Annotated in this window: 16 protein-coding genes; 10 read left to right on the forward strand and 6 right to left on the reverse strand. The window is 39.5% G+C overall.

Translation table 11 applies throughout. From position 1 onward, the window contains the following. The first annotated feature begins 316 nt into the window (after window positions 1-316). The 5 genes from B3297_RS02285 (at window position 317) to B3297_RS02305 (ending at window position 7,422) form a co-directional block, all read left to right on the forward strand. Window positions 317-1,543, forward strand: a complete 1,227-nt coding sequence (locus tag B3297_RS02285) for an NlpC/P60 family protein (RefSeq protein ID WP_070567230.1) — start codon at window positions 317-319, stop codon at window positions 1,541-1,543. A gap of 8 nt (window positions 1,544-1,551) precedes the next feature. Further along, the gene (locus tag B3297_RS02290) at window positions 1,552-2,607 is read left to right on the forward strand and encodes a dipeptide epimerase (RefSeq protein ID WP_083296002.1); all 1,056 of its coding nucleotides are present in this window, start codon (window positions 1,552-1,554) and stop codon (window positions 2,605-2,607) included. Window positions 2,608-2,729: 122 nt separating this feature from the next. Beyond that, complete coding sequence (locus B3297_RS02295) at window positions 2,730-4,679, forward strand: SusC/RagA family TonB-linked outer membrane protein (RefSeq protein WP_286778372.1); 1,950 nt, start codon at window positions 2,730-2,732, stop codon at window positions 4,677-4,679. Between the two features lie 195 nt (window positions 4,680-4,874). Beyond that, complete coding sequence (locus B3297_RS02300) at window positions 4,875-5,936, forward strand: hypothetical protein (RefSeq protein WP_349678903.1); 1,062 nt, start codon at window positions 4,875-4,877, stop codon at window positions 5,934-5,936. A 16-nt stretch (window positions 5,937-5,952) separates the two neighbouring features. Then, window positions 5,953-7,422, forward strand: coding sequence for a RagB/SusD family nutrient uptake outer membrane protein (locus tag B3297_RS02305; protein ID WP_201639512.1), 1,470 nt, complete (start codon window positions 5,953-5,955; stop codon window positions 7,420-7,422). Between the two features lie 50 nt (window positions 7,423-7,472). On the opposite strand, the gene B3297_RS02310 is transcribed toward B3297_RS02305, so the two are convergent. The 6 genes from B3297_RS02310 to alaS form a co-directional block, all read right to left on the reverse strand. Beyond that, window positions 7,473-8,891 carry a M14 family zinc carboxypeptidase gene (locus B3297_RS02310; RefSeq protein ID WP_070567235.1) on the reverse strand — a complete coding sequence of 473 codons (1,419 nt, stop codon included), beginning with the start codon at window positions 8,889-8,891 and terminating at the stop codon, window positions 7,473-7,475. A gap of 1 nt (window position 8,892) precedes the next feature. Next, a complete protein-coding gene (locus B3297_RS02315; RefSeq protein WP_070567237.1) occupies window positions 8,893-9,948 on the reverse strand; it encodes a S66 peptidase family protein in 1,056 nt (351 codons plus the stop codon). 9 nt (window positions 9,949-9,957) lie between these two features. Further along, on the reverse strand, window positions 9,958-11,295 hold the full coding sequence (locus B3297_RS02320) for a dihydroorotase (RefSeq protein WP_070567239.1): 1,338 nt from the start codon (window positions 11,293-11,295) through the stop codon (window positions 9,958-9,960). 238 nt (window positions 11,296-11,533) lie between these two features. Then, window positions 11,534-12,229 carry a response regulator transcription factor gene (locus B3297_RS02325; protein WP_046672195.1) on the reverse strand — a complete coding sequence of 232 codons (696 nt, stop codon included), beginning with the start codon at window positions 12,227-12,229 and terminating at the stop codon, window positions 11,534-11,536. 103 nt (window positions 12,230-12,332) lie between these two features. After that, complete coding sequence (locus B3297_RS02330) at window positions 12,333-13,430, reverse strand: TlpA family protein disulfide reductase (RefSeq protein WP_070567241.1); 1,098 nt, start codon at window positions 13,428-13,430, stop codon at window positions 12,333-12,335. 168 nt (window positions 13,431-13,598) lie between these two features. After that, on the reverse strand, window positions 13,599-16,214 hold the full coding sequence (gene alaS / locus B3297_RS02335) for an alanine--tRNA ligase (protein ID WP_112374227.1): 2,616 nt from the start codon (window positions 16,212-16,214) through the stop codon (window positions 13,599-13,601). A 422-nt stretch (window positions 16,215-16,636) separates the two neighbouring features. Between alaS and B3297_RS02340 the strand changes: the two genes are divergently transcribed. The 5 genes from B3297_RS02340 (at window position 16,637) to B3297_RS24800 (ending at window position 21,521) form a co-directional block, all read left to right on the forward strand. Further along, a complete protein-coding gene (locus B3297_RS02340) occupies window positions 16,637-17,485 on the forward strand; it encodes a universal stress protein (RefSeq protein ID WP_070567245.1) in 849 nt (282 codons plus the stop codon). 10 nt (window positions 17,486-17,495) lie between these two features. Next, on the forward strand, window positions 17,496-18,338 hold the full coding sequence (locus B3297_RS02345; RefSeq protein WP_070567247.1) for a universal stress protein: 843 nt from the start codon (window positions 17,496-17,498) through the stop codon (window positions 18,336-18,338). 90 nt (window positions 18,339-18,428) lie between these two features. Beyond that, complete coding sequence (locus tag B3297_RS02350) at window positions 18,429-19,778, forward strand: OmpA family protein (RefSeq protein ID WP_286778373.1); 1,350 nt, start codon at window positions 18,429-18,431, stop codon at window positions 19,776-19,778. A 145-nt stretch (window positions 19,779-19,923) separates the two neighbouring features. Continuing rightward, the gene (locus B3297_RS02355) at window positions 19,924-21,249 is read left to right on the forward strand and encodes an OmpA family protein (protein WP_070567251.1); all 1,326 of its coding nucleotides are present in this window, start codon (window positions 19,924-19,926) and stop codon (window positions 21,247-21,249) included. A 131-nt stretch (window positions 21,250-21,380) separates the two neighbouring features. After that, window positions 21,381-21,521: a S41 family peptidase gene (locus B3297_RS24800; protein WP_368072493.1), complete on the forward strand. Its 141-nt coding sequence runs from the start codon at window positions 21,381-21,383 to the stop codon at window positions 21,519-21,521. Window positions 21,522-21,830: the final 309 nt, after the last annotated feature.

Genomic DNA, 21,830 nt, shown 5'->3' on the forward strand with positions numbered 1-21,830 from the left:
ACTGTACAAGAGCATCACTTTCTTTTCTAGCATATTACACTATCTTGCATCAGATATCCCCCAAACCTACTTCGTCAATATCCGCTGTAAAATGTTATGCTACATTTTTACAGCTTCGCCGTAAACGGAAGAAGAATGTTGCCGTCACAATCAATAAGCAATATTACAAAATGGTTTTAGCAAATAGATGATTTAATTAAAATTAAACCTAAAAATTCGTTTTTTAGCAACATAACATCAAAATCACTTAAAAATCGACAATAAAAATTGACTTATATTATGAATTAATCCTATCTTTAGAAACAAACTAATTCGCATGAAAAACACTCTTAAATTCGCTATTTTAGCTTATGCAAGCCTTATAGGGGTTGAAAGCAGTCAGGCGCAGCAGCTAGATTCCACGACTTATTTCACGATCAAAGAGTTGCAAGAAAACGTAAAACGTGAATTTGCTCCCGATAAAAGAACCAAGATCGTGGCCATCCAGAAAGCGGATATAGCACAGAACCAATATGTGCTCGAAACAACTGAAAAAGATGCTAAATTCGTTTTAGAGCAAAAGGCAAAAGATATATCAGCCAATATTCAAGTACAGCTCTTGCCCGATGCAAGTGTAGGCGAAAAAACGACTGGAGTAATCAGGCTCTCCGTCGCAAATATGCGCACATTTCCAGATAATGCTGCCGAGCTGACTAGCCAGGTTTTATTAGGAACGCAAGTTGACCTTCTTCAAAAAAAGAGCGGTGACTACCGTGTCCGTACACCCGACGGCTATATCGCATGGGTTCCTAGTTCGTCTATTGAAGCCATGGACAAAACCATGCTGGCCAATTGGCGACAAGCGGAAAAAGTGATTTATACAGCTGAATTTGGAAAATCATATTCTGAACCCAATGAAAAAAGCCAGCGGGTATCTGATCTCGTTTATGGTGACATCCTTCAATTGAAAGGACAGAAAGGCAATTTTTATGAAATTGCCTATCCGGATGGACGTTTAGGTTATATTAAAAAATCAGAAAGTCTAACCTTAAAAAATTGGTTTGAAACACGCCAACCTACGGCGGAAAATATTATTGCCAGTGCAAAAACAATGTTGGGTCTACCCTATTTATGGGGTGGGACATCAGTAAAAGGCGTAGATTGCAGCGGTTTTACTAAAACAAGTTTCTTTATGAACGGCTTCGTAATTCCGCGAGATGCATCGCAACAAGTACTTGCAGGTGAAAAAATCGACATTTTAGATCAAGAAGGGCATTTCGACCCTGAGAAAGCATTTAAAAATCTGAAACCGGCAGACTTATTATTCTTTGCGGCAGGCAAAAATAGCAATCCTAATGCGCGTGTAACACACGTTGCACTCTATATCGGCAACGGAACCTTTATTCATGCTGCAGGCTTGGTACGGATCAACAGCATGCTAAAGGATGCGGCTAACTATGATGATTTTCAAACCCGAACTGTGGTTGCTGCACGCCGTTACCTCGGAGTTCACGATAGCGCAATACAGAAAGTCGTTGAAAACAATTACTACAACAATAAATAAACATAGCGATGAGCAATCAATCTGAATGGATTAGTAAAGATTTTGGGGCCTTTAAATTAAGGTTTCGGCCTTACACGCTAACTTTGCGCCATGTCTTTACAGTAGCTTCCTTTAGCCGAAGCACAACACCGGTTGTATTGACCGAATTAGAGTATGATGGCGTTATCGGTTATGGCGAAGCGAGTATGCCACCCTATCTTGGCGAGTCGCAAGATAGCGTGATTTCGTTTTTGAATCAAATTGATCTCACAGGTTTTAACTCACCTTTTCAAACCGAAGAGATTCTGCATTATATTGATCAGCTTGCTTCGAAAAACACGGCTGCAAAAGCGTCCATTGATATTGCCCTACATGATATCCTTGGTAAAATTATGAACCAGCCCTATTATAAAATCTGGGGGTTAAATCCTGACCTTATCCCACCGACGTCCTACACCATCGGAATCGATACAGAAGAAATGATCCGCCAAAAAGTTGCCGAGGCTGATCAGTTTAAAATTTTAAAGGTGAAGCTGGGGCTCGACACCGACAAAATGATTATTGATACCATCCGTCAGGTTACGGATCGACCATTATGCGCCGATGTGAACCAGGGTTGGAAAACACGTGAAGAAGCCTTGGAGATGGCGCATTGGCTTGCAGAAAGAAATGTTTCTTTCTTAGAACAGCCTATGCCTAAAGAGCAGATCGATGATAATGCTTGGTTGACAGAACATAGCCCAATTCCCACAATCGCCGACGAAGGATGCCAACGATTGGTCGATGTGCCGGGTTTAAAGGGGGTTTATTCGGGTATTAACATTAAACTGATGAAATGCACGGGCATGCGCGAAGCGAAGCGAATGGCAGAACTTGCTCGTTCTTTGGAAATGAAAGTTATGATCGGCTGTATGACAGAAACTTCTTGCGCCATCAGTGCAGCGGCACAACTTGCACCATTAACAGACTGGGCAGATCTAGACGGTGCTTTATTAATTGCAAATGATATATACGACGGCATGACCGTGGTAAATGGCAATTGCCTTCTCCCCGACCGTCCGGGAATTGGAATTGTAAGAAAATAACCCTATATTCAGTGCAATGTTTTTTTCTTAAAGAAAAGATTGCACTGAATTGCTATCGCAAGTTTGACCAACACTCGACAGCACCAAAATATTAACAACTAAATTAATCAATTCACACTTTTATGAAACAACATGTGCTCACAACGTTGTGTCTCATAGCCTGTAGTTCGATGCAGTCTTTATATGCACAACAGATCCAAATTGCTGGTAAAATAACAGACAGCAACGGAAAACCAATTAGCGGAGTTACGATTAATGTAAAAGGCGCTAATCAAGGGACATCCACAAACGAAAATGGCCTGTTTACCCTAAACGCAAACGCCAATGCAACATTGAGTATATCTGCCGTAGGTTATAGCTCACAAGAAGTACAGGTCAATGGCCGCAAAACTATCGGTATTTCACTTAACAGTGATGAAAAAGCTTTGGACGAAGTCATTGTCATTGCTTATGGAACGGCTAAAAAAAGCACCTATACCGGTTCGGCGGCACAAATAAAATCAGATGCTATTGATAAACAACCTGTCACCTCTTTTGAAAAAGCACTTACCGGTCGTGTCGCGGGTCTACAAATGTCAAATGGATCGGGGCAAGCGGGGGCTACTTCGGCGATTCGTATTCGAGGCATAGGCTCCATGAACGCATCGAATGAGCCATTATATGTTATTGACGGTGTTCCAGTTATTTCGGGAAGTGTCGGACAAATGGGAGATTACATTGTTAATACAAACAACGTCATGAGCACATTAAATCCGAGTGATATAGAATCAATCTCTGTGCTTAAGGACGCCGCTGCCTCTTCTCTTTATGGATCCCGAGCCGCAAATGGCGTCATCATCATCACCACCAAAAGGGGTAAAAATGGAGATCCAAAGATCAATGTCAAGTCTTCTATTGGCATTAGCCCTTCCTGGGCAACAAAAAATAATGAACCTGCTTCCGTACAGGATCAAATCAACATGCTTTATAGCGTTTTATATGATTCTAGAATAGCAGCTGGTCAAACCGCTGAACAGGCGAATAAAAATACTTTATTCCGCTTAAATTCTTTGGACTGGAATCCAAATTCGGCAAATTACGGTAAACCAACTTCTTCTTATGGTTTTGGTATTCATGGCTATCAATTCAGCACAGATGGAACCTCACAATGGGAAAATGTACATATCTCAGGAAAAACTGATGGTGTCGTGAATAGAGATGGTCAATATTATGACTGGAACAATGCTTTATTCAGAACGGGAATATTCAACAGTAACGATATTTCGGTAAGTGGAGCAACTGAAAAAACCAATTATTATGCTTCCTTAGGCTATACGCAGGACAAAAGTAGGGTGATCGAGAATAATTTTGACAGAATTAATGGGCGGATTAATTTGACGCAAACAATTGGAAAATATCTTGAATTTGGATCAAATGTCAACTACGCCAACAACAAGCTTATTGGAATGAATGACACCCGAAATACAGGAACAAATTACCTGTATCAAACCAGTAATTTATTATGGCAGATGTATTGGCCAACGGATTATAAAACTGGTAAGGAATATACGGCTCGCTACGGTAGTCTTGCATACAATCCTTTATACTATAATAAAGAATGGGAAAACTCTTCGAAAACGAGCAAATTATCAGCTATAGAATCTCTATCATTGAAGTTATTGCCTGAACTTACCTTGAAGACTATTTTCTCCTATGACAGAACAGAGGTCAAAGATCATATTTACTATAGTGCGAAACATTATAACGGAATGGCAGATAATGGCCGTGTTACCGAGGTTTCTACGTCCATTGAGAAATTGGTATCATCCACAACCGCCAATTACAACAAAAGCTTCGGCTTACATCATATCGGGTTGTTAGCAGGCTTCGAGGCTGAAAAAAATACAACGGATTTTATCCGTGCCACGGGGAAAGATCTACCATCCTCTTCCCTTCATACGGTCGCCACTGCAGGTATATTGGATGCATCGGCTTATTCTTGGGGCAATAATATGATGTCTGTACTATCGCGGGCCGAGTACAATTATGATGAACGCTATTTTGCATCAGCATCCTTTAGAAGGGACGGTTAATCACGCTTAGCACCAGGTCCTCGTTGGGGTAATTTTTGGTCTTTAGCCGGCTCCTGGAATCTGGCAAAAGAATCTTTTATTAAAGGGATTGAGGAAATCAACAACCTCAGAATCAAAGGTTCATATGGCGTAAATGGAACATTACCTACCGACCTTTTTGCCTGGAGAAATCTGACAAGCTATTCCAACAAATACATGACGCAGCCAGGAGGTGGTCTAAATAATCTAGGCAATCCGGACGTCGCTTGGGAGAAAAATTACTCCACAAACGTCGCATTAGAATTTGGCCTGTTCCGCAACAAACTATTTGGTACTATTGAATATTTTAACAGAGACTCGAAGGACCTACTACAGAACGTTCCAATCTCCACAATAACTGGTTTCGGCTCCATACTGCGAAATGTTGGTGAAATGAACAATAAAGGGATCGAGATTGAATTAGGTTCAGATATCGTTAAAAACGAAAATTGGAAATGGACATTAAGCGCAAATGCCGCAATCATCGGATCCAAAATTACAAAATTATATGGTGGACGGGATATCGTTTGGTTCGATCCCACAGGGGGAGACGATAGAGCCCGATTTATTTACCGTGAAGGAGAGTCATCCTTATCATTCTTTGGCTTGGAATGGGCAGGTACCGATCAAACCAATGGTAAAAATGTCTGGTATACAAATGATGGCACTAATGGCGACTTTATATTTAATGGAAAGGCGGCAAGTTATGACTACAAAAAAGCGAAACAAACCATCATCGGAAATGCAAATCCTAAGTTATACGGAGGTATAAACTCTGATGTTGACTATAAAAACTTTTCACTAGGATTTAATTTCGCTTATAAAATAGGCGGTAAACTTTATGACGCTACATCCAAAGATGTTGCCGACGATGGCTATTATTGGGAGCGAATTCATGCGGCTTATTTTACGGAAAACAGCTGGTCACCATCAAATACCGGAGGATCTTACCCAATGGTAACGGGAAGAGATCTGGAAGATGTTAACCAAATCAGTAGCAGGCAGCTATTTGACGCATCCTATCTTAGATTAAAAAACATTTCTTTGAGCTATAGATTACCAAATGAGTTTTTAAAGCGGGCCGGCATTTCCAATGCAAGAGTATTTTTCAATGGAAGCAATTTGTTGACTGTTTCGAAATATAAGTATATGGATCCGGAAGTCAACCAGTTTGGTACGCGCGGTTGGGAAACACCATTGGCAAAAACATACACTTTTGGTGTCGAATTTAGTTTTTAATAAAAAAAACAGTATTATGAAAAAGCTTTTTATTGCCTCGTGCATAACAATATCATTAGCAATCAGCTCTTGTAGCAACTTTCTGGATGTCACACCGACTAATATGGGTGACTCTAATTCCTCTATCCAAACTGCTGCCGACGCAAAAGTTATCATCAATGGGTTAATGAGTAAAATGGCAAACGTCGCCTACTACGGACGAAATTTCCCACTCTATGCTGATGCTAAAGGAGGAGACTTTACGATAGCATCTCAGGGTCGCGGTTATGATTATCTTTATGTTTTTAATCATTCAGCCTCTTCTAATCCTTACTCAGGTATCTGGACACAAGGATTTCATGCACTTGTGCAGATTAATAATCTTTTGACGAATATCGATAAACTAGTCGCTGCCGGTTCAACCGAAAATTTTAATACCTACAAAGGACAAGCATTGACCGCAAGAGCCCTCATCAATTTTGATCTTGTGAGGCTATATGGAAAACCCTACAATATGGATAAATCTTCCCTTGGTATTCCTAATGTGACAAAAGTCCTCGAATATAGTACGCAGGAAAAACGCATTTCTGTCGAAGAAAACTACAAACAAATTGTACAGGATCTAAAGGATGCGGAAAACATTTTGCCAAAATCTAAATCGGATGGATATTTTAACTTTTTCGCCAATAAAGCGCTTCAAGCTCGCGTGTACCTTTACATGAACGATTATGAAAACGCGCTAAAATCCGCTCAAGAAGTAATAGACTCCAAAGTTTACACATTATATAGCAATGAAAATTGGGTAAAATCCTGGACAGGTATGTTTGGAACTGAATCTATTCTAGAATTGGGTGTTTATCCGAATGAAGCTGATGCAGGGACTAGTTCACTGGGTGCGATGTTCCGCAGAAAAGGACATGGCAGTACAGCCATATTGGGAAACTTTATAGCCGCAGATCCATTCTTGGCCAAACTTAAGAAAGACGAGACAGATGTCAGATGGGGTGTTATGGCGTATGATGAAGTCGGCACCACCCATTTAGGAGCGGTTTATAAATATAGCGGTAGCACCACGCTTGCCGGTGATAAAAATTCAACAGCAAATAGTACCGCTGTCAATATTAAGGTCATCCGTTTGTCCGAAGTATATCTTATCGCTGCTGAAGCTGCTCTACTAAAATCATCTCCTGACAAGGTCCTTGCAGCAAATTACCTGAATGCAATACGCCAACGTTCTCCAAAATTAGATGTCGCGACCTCAGGCACGATTACTTTAGATATGATTGCCGATGAGAGAAGCAAAGAGCTCCTTGGAGAAGGTCATCGCTTCTTTGATATGATGCGCTGGAACAAATCGATAACTTTTGATGATGATTTAGGAAATATAAGCACAACAAATAGACAAAAAACGATCGATAGAACCTTCTTTAAAACCATTCTTCCTATTTCACTGGATGAGATGAATGCAAACCCAGCTATAGCAAATCAACAGAATACCGGCTACTAGTAGTCTCAAAAAAGAAAAAAGGTCACNNGTGACCTTTTTTCTTTTTTGAGCTATATTAAGCATTCCTGACTTATCTGATTTTTATACTGCTGTTGCCTTGGTTTTTTCAAATCGACCACCCAACCATTAACTACGGCGTAAATGATCTTACCTTCTTTCCGAAGGAAAAAATCCGCCTGAGCTCCGAGAGCTAATTGTTGTGAAAATTCTATAGCTTTTTTAGTTAATACACGAATTGGAAGGTTATGCAAAACTTCTCCCGGGATCACATTTTCAATCATAACAGCGGCATAGCCTTTTTCAAGTAATCCCATCACGATGGCATCATCTAAATCTGCCAACGAAGCAAATGGCTCCATATACATCTTGGCTGGGCCAAACTCCATTCCTGTAACATCAATATCTACATAACCATAAAAATCTTGCAGATCGCCAATATCTTCAACAATACCCTCTACGTAATAGTCTGATCCAATTGTCTTTTCATTCTGCCGGATGGCAACATCGACAAGCAATGTTTTTCCACTCCGCTCAATGGTCAAATTTCTCAGCAACACATCATGGAGCTTTTCATCATTGAAGGGAATTGCATCGTAATCGGTAATCGAATGCTGTTTAAAGGATTGGTCAGCAATTTCCTCAAATGCTTTAAACAAAGCCACGAAATTACATTTTCGGACCAGCATTTTTTCGATATCACCAACATAAGCTCCTGATTCAATTAAAATCGTCCTGGCGCCCCATTTTTGAAAATTATCACCGAAACCGCGCGGTGTATGCTCATCGTCATATTTTGCCACTGCATTTGGAACAAATTCCTGAAGGATCTTGTTTATTCCGACAATCACCCGCATCGCATCTCCCCGAGTTTTATTGATACTCCGCGCATAGTCATAAGCAGGCGCCAATAAGGAAATTGTCACTGGCGTATTTGTTCCGGGAATGTTGTAGTAATTGTTTTGGTTATGCAGGTTAAAAGCAAAATCAGGTTTTAGCAACATGGCTTGCGACTTCAATAAGGCTCCTTCCACTGTTGCTGCTGCCCTTGCATCTCTGTTCATATCCACATCCATGGCTGTCCTACGCTGAAACCTTTCGGTTCCATCAGGATTTAGCATCGGAATAAAATATAAAGTCATTTTTGATGCGATGTCATCTCTAAAGGCATCAAAACCATCATTTTTCCCGCCAAAGAAATTAAATAGATCAAACAGGGCCATTGTCGCCGTAGGTTCATCACCATGCATTTGTGACCATAAAAGTATCTTGATTGGCCCTTGTCCGTATTGTAGTCGAAAGATCAAACGATCTTCAGTGGACTTCCCAATTTCCGCTACAGTGAAACGTCCATAGCTCCTGATATTTTCTAATAACGGTAAAATATCAGCATGTTTAAATCTTCTATGCATCAAAGCCTTTTCTTCATATAAAGAAAAGGCTTTGATGAAATCAACTTTTACTAATTTCATATTAATCTTTTAATGCAGGCTCCATTAAAGCAATTGTACCTTGAGAAGCATCTACACGGACTTTTGCTCCTACGGGCAAAATAAACTGTTCGGCAATATGCCCAACGACAGCCCCTGTATACGCCGGAATTTTCAAAGGTTTGATATAATCATTGAACAGTTGGTCAAGTGTTACGGATCCATAGCCAGCAGATGGTTTGCAATTGGTGCACTTGCCAAAAATAAAGCCCTTAATTACGCCTAATATACCCGCATTTTTCAATTGACAGAACATCCGATCTACCCGTTCCATATCTTCGTCTACCTCTTCAATAAAAAGAATTTTATCTTTAAAGTCCGGCAGATAAGGTGAACCACATAATCCGGTCAATACGGTCATATTCCCACCCAACAATATTCCTTCTGCTATGCCAGGATGAATCGTTGCTATTCGGTCTTTGGTCTGTACAATGGTATCCCCCTTCAACTTGGGATTCTCAAATATCGCTGGCTGATTGGCAACAAACTGGGCTTTAAAAGCCTCTGCAAGTTTTTGGGTCCATGTACTGATACCTACTGCGCCATGAAATGTAACAAGTCCTGTTTTTGTATACAGGGCCAAAAGAAGCGCTGTTATATCTGAATAACCCAATAGAATTTTGGGATTATTGAAAATCAGTTTATAATCTAGCCGATCTAAAAGGCGCGAAGTACCCGATCCACCCCTGATACAGACAATCGCTTTGACAGTCTTATCTGCAAACATATCGTGTATGTCGGCAATACGCTCCTGATCTGTACCGGCCAAATTACCGTAGCGACTGCGAATATGTTTACCTTCTTTTACTCTAAAACCCAGTGTCTCGAATATTTCACGCGCAATGCTAATGGACTCTTCCTCATCCAATACACCTGCAGGTGTAATTAAACCTATGGTATCCCCCAATTTTAACCTCGTTGCAAGCAAAGCCGCTTGGCCGTACAATTCATTTTTGTCTCCGGTTGGCAATCCCATTCCCAGTACAGGAATAGACAACATGCTTAAAGCAACCGATTTTAGAAAGGCTCTTTTTTCCATTGTTAAATACTATCGGTTGAACAACAGACGTTCACCAGCACCTTTCTCAATAAGTCGCCCATTGGAGAAAGCAAGTTTACCTGATACGAAAGTATGTTCAATCGTTGAACTAAATGTGTGTCCCTCAAATGGTGACCAGCCACATTTTGACAGGATATTTGCTTTCGAAACCGTATAAGGTTTATTCAGATCGACCAACACAAGGTCGGCCCAATATCCCTCACGAATGTAACCTCTATCTTCGATTTGGAACAATGTAGCCGTATTGTGTGCAGATTTTTGCACCAATTGTTCCAGGGTCATTTTTCCCGCTTTGACCATATCCAACAAGGCTTGCAATGCATGCTGTACAAGAGGTCCTCCGCTTGGCGCTGAAGCATAGGGCTGCGATTTTTCCTCCATTGTATGCGGAGCATGATCTGTCGCTATCACATCGATATGCCCATCTAATAAAGCTTTTAGAATTTGGTCGCGATCATTGGCTGTTTTTACAGCTGGATTCCATTTGATAAAATTACCTTTTGAAGCATAATCCTGATCAGAAAACCAAAGGTGATGGATACAAGCTTCAGCCGTTATTTTTTTATCCTTTAATGGAATATCATGACTAAATAATGCAATTTCTTTGGCTGTTGATATATGAAGGATATGCAAGCGTGTATTATGCTTTTTTGCCAATTCGACAGCTTTCGACGAGGATAAATAGCAGGCTTCCTCAGAACGAATCAATGGATGCATCTCAATTTTCAATCCATCCTCACCATATTTTTCCTTAAATAGGGCCAGATTTGCCTTTATCGTCGCCTCGTCTTCACAATGCGTAGCCACCAAGGTCGGAGCATTCGCAAAGATCCCTTCCAACGCTTTTTCATTATCCACCAACATATTCCCTGTAGATGACCCCATAAAAACTTTGATACCACAGACATCTCTTGGATTAGTTTTAAGCACCTCCTCAAGATTATCATTAGCCGCCCCCATAAAGAATGAGTAATTGGCCAATGCATTTTTTGCTGCAATATCATATTTATCTTGAAGCAACTGCTGAGTCAACGTATTCGGGACAGTATTAGGCATTTCCATGAAGGAGGTTGTCCCACCAGCAACTGCGGCGCGGCTCTCATGCCATATATCCGCTTTATAAGTTAACCCGGGTTCTCTAAAATGAACCTGGTCATCGATAAGTCCCGGTAGCAAGTGTAGCCCCTCAGCATTTATCTCCTGATCAGCAGGATGATTAATTTCCTGAGCAATCATTTCGATTCGACCATTGCTGATATATACGTCAGCAACCTCAACTTTACCTTCATTGACTAGTTGTGCAGATTTTATAAGAATAGATGACATGTTGAAATTTTTACTTTGCTTTAGGTCAAAAGTAAAGATTTGTTGCGGTGATATCAAGTCATCTCGAGAAAGAGTTCCCTATAACGATGGCAATTCCTTCACTAAATCCGCTCCTTTCTCTTATGTTAAATTGGAAACATCTGCCCCAGATTTGTCCAGATTTGGCGCAAGGCGAATCGTATAGAATCTATACTGCGGAAAGTTAATCAATAAAAAAAGAGGCTTTGGCCTCTTTTTTTTATTCTTTATCAAATTTGTATCCCACTCCTTTTACAGTGGTTACATAATCGTCTCCTATCTTTTCACGCAGCTTGCGGATGTGAACGTCAATTGTACGGTTAGTCACAACAACAGAATCTTCCCAGATGCTCTTTAAGATCTGTTCACGCGTAAACACCTTATTCGGTTTTGAAGCCAACAAATATAATAGCTCAAACTCTTTCTTTGCAAGAACGATCTTTTGTTCCCCTTTGTAGACTAAGAAAGAATCTCGATCAATAACCAAATCGGCAATTTCAATTTTATCCTGAACGGCAGCATCTGACTCTTCGGAAGCATTTCTTCTTAAGATAGCATTGATGCGACTCATTAGCGCACGCGGTTTGATCGGCTTTGCAATATAGTCGTCTGCACCGACATGAAATCCTGCGATCTCCGAATACTCTTCGCTTCTAGCAGTCAAAAACACCATAAATGTACTTTTGAATTCAGGCATTGCGCGCATGATGCGACAAGCTTCAATTCCGTCCATCTTTGGCATCATCACATCCAAAATGATGAGGTCCGGATTTACTTGTTTAGCAACGTTGATTGCCTCTTCCCCATTTTGCGCTGTAGAGACCTGATAACCTTCACGATTTAAGTTGAATGCAATTAAATCCAAGATATCTTTTTCGTCATCAACAATTAAAATCTTTTGTTTCGAAGAACTCATTTGTCTTATTTTTTTTGCTAAATTATAAACAAAATGATAACAATCAGTTAATCTAATGTTACCAAATTATTAAGTAATATAATATTTAACAATAACAGATTGATTATTTAATTGTTTTCTTCAAAAATGCCTCCAGCTCCTCGCCGCGCAGGTTCTTTGCTATAATAATGCCGTTCGGATCGAGAATATAAGAGGTAGGCAAGGCTTTCACACGGTAATCAATCACAACTGGTGAGCTCCAAGCTTTCAAATCTGATACATGTGTCCAGGTTAACTTGTCATCTTCGATAGCACGCATCCATGAGCCAGGATTATCATCAAATGAAACGGAGAGTATATCAAAGCCTTTAGCGTGGTAAGTATTGTACAACCTAACGAGATTGGGGTTCTCCTGGCGACAAGGCATACACCATGAAGCCCAGAAATCAACCAAGGTATATTTTCCTTTAAAACTCGACAATTTTACCTCTTTGTTGGAAGGCGTAAATGAAGTCAGTTCGGGAGCAGGTTGTCCAATAGCCATTTTTTTTAGCTTTTGGGTCTCCTCCTTAAACTGTGTCACATATCTGTTCTCCGTAAATTCATTCTTTATTTTCTCTGCATAGGTAATGATTTCATTTTCGGCGACTTCGGGATCTAAGGTAGAGATCGCATAAAAACCAGCAAGATCATTGTGTTTATTAGCGAAATCGACGGCTTTTTTTGTATATGTACGCAATTCTTCCGCAAACTTTGATTTATATTCAGCACGAATCTTTTCGATCTCAGCTGCTGTTGAATTGGCTGTCAGCTTAGAAAACACCGTCTGTAAGGAGTCCTGTAAATAATCGCGATAATTTCGCTCTTTGGCAAAAGGCTGTATCGTCTTTGACAATTCAGACCCATCCACTTGATAATCATTTACATCTTTATGAAGATCTGTCTTAAATGTGATCGTCTCCCCCGGAGAAGCAATCAAATCGTACCGATTTTTACCTACACGCAAGGACAACAGTCTGGATTGGCTAGCAGGTCGTACGAACTGAAATTTGTTATTATCGCCAAAAAACATTGAATCTAGCTTGGTATCACCTTCATACAATGAAATAACTTTGATATTGCCAGGATTTTCGACATTTCCAGCGATGGTAAATTGCTCTTTATTTTGGCAACCCATCATCAAACCAACGATCCCTACTGCTAAAAAAACTGCCTTTTTCATCCGTTTATTTTTATTTGTTAAGTACCTATTCCCAATTACGCAAATGGCTTTGCTCTGTTTGATTCACGCTACATGTCACAGCTTTAAGAATCGTGAAAACTATCCGATTTATTCGGATCTCCCAAGGAAGGCGCCGAATAAATCCGATGGCTTGGTATTGTATAAAATTTATTTCAAGAAATCTATTGCTCGCTCAATTGCAACCTTTAATCCAGCAGGGTTCTTACCTCCAGCTGTTGCGAAAAATGGTTGACCACCTCCGCCGCCTTGGATATCCTTAGCCAAATCACGAACAATATGACTTGCGTTCAACCCTTTTTCTTTGGCCAATTCATCTGATATGACGACGGTCAAACTCGGTTTACCTTCAAACTCAGCACCAATGACCAAAAACAAGTTGTTAACAGCTCCCTTTACCGCATACGCCAAAGTTTTTACAGCTTCGGCATTGGGCAGATCAACAATTGTGGACAAGAAATTTATAGATCCAACTTGTTGAATCTTCGCTTCCAGATCTGACTTCAATGCCAAGGATTTTTCTGTAATGCTCTTCTCGACTTCTTTCTTCAAAGCGCCATTTTCGTCGATGATTTTACCTAATGCAGAAACGAAATCCTTTGGATTATTCATAAGCTCTTTCAGGTGATGCACCAATTCGAAATGCTCACGGATAACTGAAGCTGAACGAGTGCCGGTAATTGCTTCAATACGACGTACACCGGCTGCAACAGCAGATTCAGAAACAATTTTGAAAAACCCGATTTGACCAGTTGCTTTGACATGCGTACCACCACACAATTCTTTAGAATATTGATCTTCAAAAGTGATCACACGAACAAAATCGCCATACTTTTCACCAAATAGTGCTGTTACACCAGAATCTAATGCCTGTTGATAAGGGACATTACGTTCCTCTTTCAACGGAATATTTTCACGAATTTTAGCATTGACAATATCTTCAACTTGTTTAATCTCTTCGTCAGTCATTTTCGCAAAATGAGAGATGTCAAAGCGTAAAATATCGGCGTTGACCAATGATCCCTTTTGATTCACATGGCTTCCTAGCACCTGTTTTAGCGCAGCATGTAATAAATGGGTCGCCGAGTGATTGTTTTCAGTATCGATTCTTTTGGATTTATCGACCTGAGCAACAAATGTTCCTTTCAATTCTAATGGCAATTTGTTTGTAAAATGTACAAATAGACCATTTTCCTTTTTTGTATCCGTGATATAAATCTTCTCGCCCGTTTCCTCGGAAACCAATTCTCCAGAGTCACCAACCTGGCCACCACCCTCAGCATAAAAAGGACTGACAGAAAGCACCAATTGGAATTGTTCTTTATTTTTTGCTACAACCTTACGGTATTTAATAACCTCTGTAACGGCAGTTAATGTGTCGTAGCCTACGAATTCAAATCCCTCATCATCATTTACCACAACCCAATCACCTGTATCTATAGCAGTGGCAGCACGAGAACGATCCTTTTGAATTTGAAGTGCTTGGTTGAAACCTTCCATATCAACCGTTAACCCTTTCTCCCGGGCCAATAATTCAGTTAAGTCGATCGGAAATCCGTAAGTATCATAAAGCTCGAAAGCAAAATCTCCATTAATTACGCTGTGGTCCTCTACATAATTTTCAAATCGTTGGACCCCCGTAGACAATGTTCTTAGGAAAGAAACTTCTTCCTCTAAGATTACCTTCTGTACAAAATCCTGCTGTTGAATCAGTTCGTCGAATACACCGGCAAACTGTGATGCCAAGACAGGGACGAGTTCATTAATAAAAGGAGTCTTAAAACCTAAAAATGTATAAGCATAACGCACCGCGCGACGTAAAATACGACGGATCACATAACCAGCTTTATTGTTAGATGGCAATTGACCATCGGCAATTGCAAAACTAACCGCACGAATGTGATCAGACACTACACGCATAGCAATATCAGACTTTTCATCTATACCGTATTTTATGCCTGATTTCCCAGAAATAAAATCAATGGTAGGTGTAAATACATCCGTATCATAATTAGATGTCTTTCCCTGGATGCATCGCACCAGACGCTCAAAGCCCATTCCCGTATCAACATGTTTAGCTGGGAGCGACTGAAGTGAACCATCTTTCAAGCGATTAAACTGCATAAAAACAAGATTCCAGATCTCAATTACCTGAGGGTGGTCGGCATTGACCAAACTCTGTCCTGAAGTTTGTGTACGCTCTTCTGCACTGCGCATATCGAAATGAATTTCGGAACAAGGCCCACAAGGCCCAGTCTCTCCCATTTCCCAGAAATTATCTTTTTTGTTACCAAGGAGAATTCTATCTTCGTCAATCCATTCCTTCCAGAAATCGAAAGCTTCCATATCACGTTCTAAACCTTCTTTTGCATCCCCTTCGAAAATGGTTACATATAAACGATCTTTGTCTAACTTATATACTTCTGTCAACAGCTCCCAGGCCCAAGCAATAGCTTCTTTCTTAAAGTAATCACCAAAGCTCCAATTTCCTAACATCTCAAACAATGTATGGTGGTAGGTATCAATCCCTACTTCTTCCAAATCATTGTGTTTGCCGGAAACGCGCAAACAGCGTTGTGTATCGGCAACACGCGGAAATTTGATGGGTGCTTCACCAAGAAACAAATCTTTGAATTGATTCATCCCCGCATTGGTAAACATTAATGTAGGGTCATTTTTTACAACTACTGGTGCTGAAGGTACTATCTGATGCCCTTTACTTTTAAAAAAGTCCAAAAAGGCTTGACGAATTTCTCTACTTGTCATTTAATTATCTAAAAATATGTGCAAACTTACTCAAAATTGGTAGGTTATGCAATGTAGAATTCCATATATTGACCTTGAAACGACCGTTTTCTCTAAACGAGAAAAACTCCAATATTGACTTTTCAAACAAAAAAATCAGGAGATAACATACAGACAGTTAGAGCACGGGTATTTTATAGGTGGCAAAAATCACAAACTGACATTAAATACAACATTTTAAAAGCGTTATTCGTTATTCATATTTGTCTAAAGCTCGTCAAATTCAACATGTAAAACAACAAAAACTATTTGACTTAAGGTCATCCACAATTACATTTGTTTTATTACATTTGATAGTAAAATAGGGAATCTAGTACACTTTCGCGCACATTCCCTAAAGGCAAAATAAATAAGATTAGATTTTGTAGATTAAATTCCTTCTAATGAAAAAAAACATTCTACTACCGGTAGATTTTTCGGCTCATTCTAATAATGCTGTAGATTACGCAGTGGACCTTGCCCTCGAAAAGGGGTATTCACTCCATCTTTACCACAATTATACTTCAGCTTCTGCAGTATTTGAGGAGGAAAACAGCCGTAATGAGGCTGATTCTCCAACATTCAAAGCTGATATCCTTATTAAAAATCTGGCAGAATCAATAAAATTAAAACATCCTACGCTTGAAATAACAACACAATGTGAGCGCGGTATGATTACAGAAACACTACCCGAGCTCGCCACTCCTAATCGATTTGATTTTGTCATCATGGGAACTAAAGGCATCACCAATGACGACAGCCAGCTAATTGGCAGCACAACCTATGTTATTAGCAAAAAAGCCAAAATACCTGTCTTGGCCATTCCAACTGAAGCATCCTTTACTCCTATTGACAAAGTTGGCTTACTGTCTAATTTTAAAGAAGAAGAGGTACAAACCGTACAGGATTTTGTCAACATTATCGGCAAGGATTTTGAATTAAAATTGATGCATGTTCACTACGATCATTCCTCAGAAAACAGAATCGAAGACAAGCTTGAAGTATGGAAATATAAGATCAAAAAATATATCGGTGTGACCAATATTGCTATCGAAGTCGATTCAATACAGGGTGATATTGAGGACCTCGATACCGTTCCGGAAGTCATTAATGAGATGATCCATGAGGAAAAGATCAAAATATTATTGGTGACACGATCGAGAAAATCGTTCTTTGAACGTGTCTTCACGCGTTCAGTTGCAAAAGCACTATTTAGTCATCCGTTAGTTCCAATATTTTTCACTAAAGCATAACCTTATAGCCATGTCTAAACTATTAATACCTGTAGATTATTCCGAAAACGCACGAGTTGCCGCATTTTATGCCGCTCAAATCGCAGTGACAACAAACGATGAGATTACACTCTTTCATTCGTTCACTTCACATATCAACAAATTTGCAAATGCGAAGCATTTAGTAGACCCTACCGAGGGAGAAGCCCGCCATCAGATGGAAAAACTTGTAGCTGAACTTCTACAGGAATATCCTTCGCTTAAAATTTCTACCTTATTTGCTAACGGTATTTTAGCGGAAACACTGGATAAACAAGAGATAAAAGAGGTCTATCAAACGGTGATTATGGGTACAAAAGGCGTGACTGGACTTGAATCTGTATTGATTGGAAGCAATACATATGATGTCATTAAAGAGTCGAAGATCCCTGTTTTAGCCATCCCGAAAAACGCGATAAAATTGAAAAATGATAACATTGCGTTATTGACAAATTTCAAACCCGGTGAACTTGAGGTCCTCAAACAAGCCATACCATTGTACGGAAAAAACTTCCACTTACAGCTTATCCATATCAATAAAAACGAACTAGAAATCAACATATTAGGTAAAAAACTTGAAAATTGGATTGAACAGATCATTGCTGAAACCGGTATCGAGGATATTTCCTATATTATCAAGTCGCCAAGTTATTTTGCAGGTTCCCGAGAGAATATTGCAAACGGTATTCATACCATTATCCGGGATGAAGATGTCGATGTTATTTTGATCACAAAAAGCAGGAAAACTTTTTTTCAAAACATTTTTACTGAAAATATTGTTAAGCATCTGGCTTTTGAAATTGAGGTGCCAAACTTTTTTGGGCGAGTAGAGTAACCAAATAATTTTTGGCAAATTTATTGCAAGAGTGTTCAGTGAGTTAATTTAACAACAGTATTATAGTAGATAATTTTACAAACACGCATTATGAAAATTAGCCTTAAAAAATCAGGATTACTTGTTGCGGCAGGAATTTTATCCACCGCATCCTTTGCGCAAAGCACAAAAGAAGCATCTATTGAAGGCACAACACCATTAGGCTCGGCAACACAATATAGAACGTGGTCGATCGGTGTGGGAGCAGGTGTAACGAGCTTGCAAAATATCGCCAAGTTTAACAATGGTGGTTACGATAAACTGGATTGGAATTTGGGTTATAGTGCTTACATCAAGAAGCAGATCTCCCCATCCTTTGGATTGAAAGCTACTTATTTTGGTGGAAAAACATCAGGCTATGTTAATAGCGATAAACAGACAGGATTTGAAACTAAAACACCTTGGTCTGTAGCGTTGTCGGGCGAGTTTTTAGCAGCAAATACCAACTGGAGATTTTTCAACAGCTTTATTAAACCGTACGCATCCATTGGTGTTGGTGTAATGAACGCCGAGACCGCTGGAATCGCTAACGGGAACAGAGGAGAATATGGTGACTCGTATTCTAAGATTTATGTACCGGCAGATTTTGGTTTTAAATTCGCCGTAGCAAAAGGTATCAACTTTGAACTTGGTTACCAATTGAATTGGGCGAACCAACGTTTTGACAACAGAATGGGTACCGATAACCCAGTGGGTCAACAATACAAAAATGACTTATTCACTTATGCTCACGCAGGCCTAGAATTTGCATTGGGTAATGGTAGCAAACCTGCTTTAAACAATTCTAACCCTGTCGCAACGCTTGTCAATGACTACACGGTTAAGTACGATGACTTAAAGGCTCAAAATGATGCGTTGAATGCTAAAAATCAAGCGTTACAAGGACCGTTAGATGGTCTCAACAATGATCTAAAAGATGACGACGGCGATGGTGTGGCTAACAAATACGATAAATGCCCAGGTACACCTTCTGGTGTCCAAGTGGATGGATCGGGTTGTCCAATTGTCGTTAAAAACGAAACCAAAGTCGTAGAGAAAGTTGTGGTTACAGAAGCAGATAAGAAAGTTGTTGCTGATGCGATCAAAAACTTGGAGTTTGATTTAGGTAAAGCAACTATTCGCTCCAGCTCTTATGCGACATTGAATAGAGTTGCCGCATTATTGATCGAGAAAAATTTTAGTTTAAAACTCGCAGGTCACACCGACAATACAGGTTCACGCGAATTAAATATGCGTTTGTCTAAAGAACGTGCAGAAGCGGTAAAAGCATATTTAGTATCTCAGGGTGCTAACGCGTCGCGTATCGAAGCAACCGGATATGGTCCAGACCAACCAATTGCATCCAATAAAAATGCAGCGGGCCGTCAACAGAATCGCCGTGTTGAATTTACACTTTATTAATAACTAACAAATTACACTAATAAAAAGGTGTTTTTAAACAGAAACACCTTTTTATTTACCAAATGTCATATTTCAACTACAAACCTATAGTGAATTTAATTTTTAACTTATTACTTTTGCATCGGTTTATACAAACACAAATTATATGAAACTAAAATTACAATTCGTACTCGCGCTTGCATCTGCGGGCTTATTTGCGAATACAGCAAATGCTCAAAATGCAAAAGCATCATCCATTGAAGGAACAACACCATTTGGACCAGCTACACAATATAGAACATGGTCTATCGGTATTGGTGCCGGGGTGACAAATCAAACTAACATTGCTGGCTTTAACCGTGCAAACTATGAGGATTTAGCATGGAATTTGGGATATAGTGCTTATATTAAAAAGCAAATCTCTCCTTCTTTCGGCATTAAAGCGAGTTACTTTGGCGGTAAAACAGGTGGCGCATTTAAAGATGGATCACAATCTTTTGAGGCTAAAACACCATGGTCTGCTGCATTGTCAGGAGAATTCCAAGCGGCTAATACGAACTGGAGATTCTTCAACAGTTTCATCAAACCTTATGCGTCAATTGGTGTTGGTGTTATGAACAGCAAAACAACATTGACAACAGGTTCTACTTCTCAAGAAGCCGATGGTATTTCTAAAATATATGTACCATTGGACATGGGTTTCAAATTTGCTGTTGCCAAAGGAATCAACTTTGAGTTGGGTTATCAGTTAAATTGGGTTAACCAAAACTTTGACGGTATTCGAGGTGGTCAATATAAGAATGACTTGTTTACTTACATCCATGGTGGCTTAGAATTTGCACTGGGTAATGGTAGCAAACCTGCTTTGAACAATTCAAATCCTGTCGCGACCTTAGTAAACGACTACACATTGAAATACGATGATCTTAAAGCACAAAATGATGCTTTAAATGCTAAAAACCAAGCACTACAAAATCAACTGGACGGACTAAACAGTGACCTGAAAGATGATGATGGTGATGGTGTAGCTAACAAATATGACAAATGCCCAGGCACACCTTCAGGTGTTCAGGTAGACGGTGCAGGATGTCCAATTGTTGTTAAAAACGAAACAAGAGTGGTTGAAAAGGTTGTTGTAACAGAGGCTGACCGAAAAGTTGTTGCTGACGCAATCAAAAACTTGGAGTTCGATTTAGGAAAAGCAACCATACGTCCTACATCATACGCGACATTAAATAAAGTAGCCGAACTGTTAATCGAGAAAAACTTCAGCTTAAAACTAGCTGGTCACACCGATAATACAGGTTCCCGTGAATTGAACATGCGTTTATCAAAAGAACGCGCAGAATCGGTAAAAGCCTATTTAGTATCTCGAGGTGCTAATGCATCGCGTATTGAAGCGACAGGTTATGGTCCTGACCAACCGATCGCATCAAACAAAACCGCCGATGGTCGTCAACAAAACCGTCGCGTAGAGTTTACGCTTTATTAATCGATATTCTTTGATTTATACAAGCCAAAGGCATCACTTCACGGTGATGCCTTTTTTATTACTCCTTTTCTTATCGAAATCTTATTCTTTGATAAGGTAAACGTAAAAAGATCCCCCTATTTAAAGTAATTATATGCCAATTTGATTTCGATGGAGCCTATTCGCTATTAGAAGCAATACAAAATCTTAAATCAAAACAAATAGAGGAATTGATCGTCGATTTACGTTATAATCCAGGTGATCAGGTTGCTTTTGCAGCATTTTATACCTAGTTAACAGCAGATTTAAATAGGAATATATTTTTGCACAATATCGGAGAAATAGTCAAATATATGTTTATGCCAGTGCTCCAACAATCTATCTTTGGCTTTATCGGAATTAAAGAAATCTATAATTTTATGTTGAGCATCCCTTTCAAATAAGCTAGGCTGTAAATGGTTTCACATTCAAAATAAAACTTGTTAAAGCGCGCTAAATCTAAGTAACACGACCCAATTTATTATCACTTAGTACAAAAGAATCAGATCACCTTAAAAATCAATTGTTTAAATTATTTGTTTATTCCAATATTATTCTTATCT

This window comes from Sphingobacterium sp. UBA3519 (genome assembly GCF_002377215.1).
Taxonomy (GTDB): domain Bacteria; phylum Bacteroidota; class Bacteroidia; order Sphingobacteriales; family Sphingobacteriaceae; genus Sphingobacterium; species Sphingobacterium multivorum.

Bases quoted from the DNA above. Each gene is read 5' to 3' on its own strand.
- B3297_RS02330 (WP_070567241.1), bottom strand. From the start codon at position 13,430: ATGAAAAAGGCAGTTTTTTTAGCAGTAGGGATCGTTGGTTTGATGATG.
- B3297_RS02315 (WP_070567237.1), bottom strand. From the start codon at position 9,948: ATGGAAAAAAGAGCCTTTCTAAAATCGGTTGCTTTAAGCATGTTGTCT.
- B3297_RS02290 (WP_083296002.1), top strand. From the start codon at position 1,552: ATGAGCAATCAATCTGAATGGATTAGTAAAGATTTTGGGGCCTTTAAA.
- B3297_RS02285 (WP_070567230.1), top strand. From the start codon at position 317: ATGAAAAACACTCTTAAATTCGCTATTTTAGCTTATGCAAGCCTTATA.
- B3297_RS02325 (WP_046672195.1), bottom strand. From the start codon at position 12,229: ATGAGTTCTTCGAAACAAAAGATTTTAATTGTTGATGACGAAAAAGAT.
- B3297_RS02350 (WP_286778373.1), top strand. From the start codon at position 18,429: ATGAAAATTAGCCTTAAAAAATCAGGATTACTTGTTGCGGCAGGAATT.
- B3297_RS02345 (WP_070567247.1), top strand. From the start codon at position 17,496: ATGTCTAAACTATTAATACCTGTAGATTATTCCGAAAACGCACGAGTT.
- B3297_RS02355 (WP_070567251.1), top strand. From the start codon at position 19,924: ATGAAACTAAAATTACAATTCGTACTCGCGCTTGCATCTGCGGGCTTA.
- alaS (WP_112374227.1), bottom strand. From the start codon at position 16,214: ATGACAAGTAGAGAAATTCGTCAAGCCTTTTTGGACTTTTTTAAAAGT.
- B3297_RS02310 (WP_070567235.1), bottom strand. From the start codon at position 8,891: ATGAAATTAGTAAAAGTTGATTTCATCAAAGCCTTTTCTTTATATGAA.
- B3297_RS02305 (WP_201639512.1), top strand. From the start codon at position 5,953: ATGAAAAAGCTTTTTATTGCCTCGTGCATAACAATATCATTAGCAATC.
- B3297_RS02295 (WP_286778372.1), top strand. From the start codon at position 2,730: ATGAAACAACATGTGCTCACAACGTTGTGTCTCATAGCCTGTAGTTCG.
- B3297_RS02300 (WP_349678903.1), top strand. From the start codon at position 4,875: ATGACGCAGCCAGGAGGTGGTCTAAATAATCTAGGCAATCCGGACGTC.
- B3297_RS02320 (WP_070567239.1), bottom strand. From the start codon at position 11,295: ATGTCATCTATTCTTATAAAATCTGCACAACTAGTCAATGAAGGTAAA.
- B3297_RS02340 (WP_070567245.1), top strand. From the start codon at position 16,637: ATGAAAAAAAACATTCTACTACCGGTAGATTTTTCGGCTCATTCTAAT.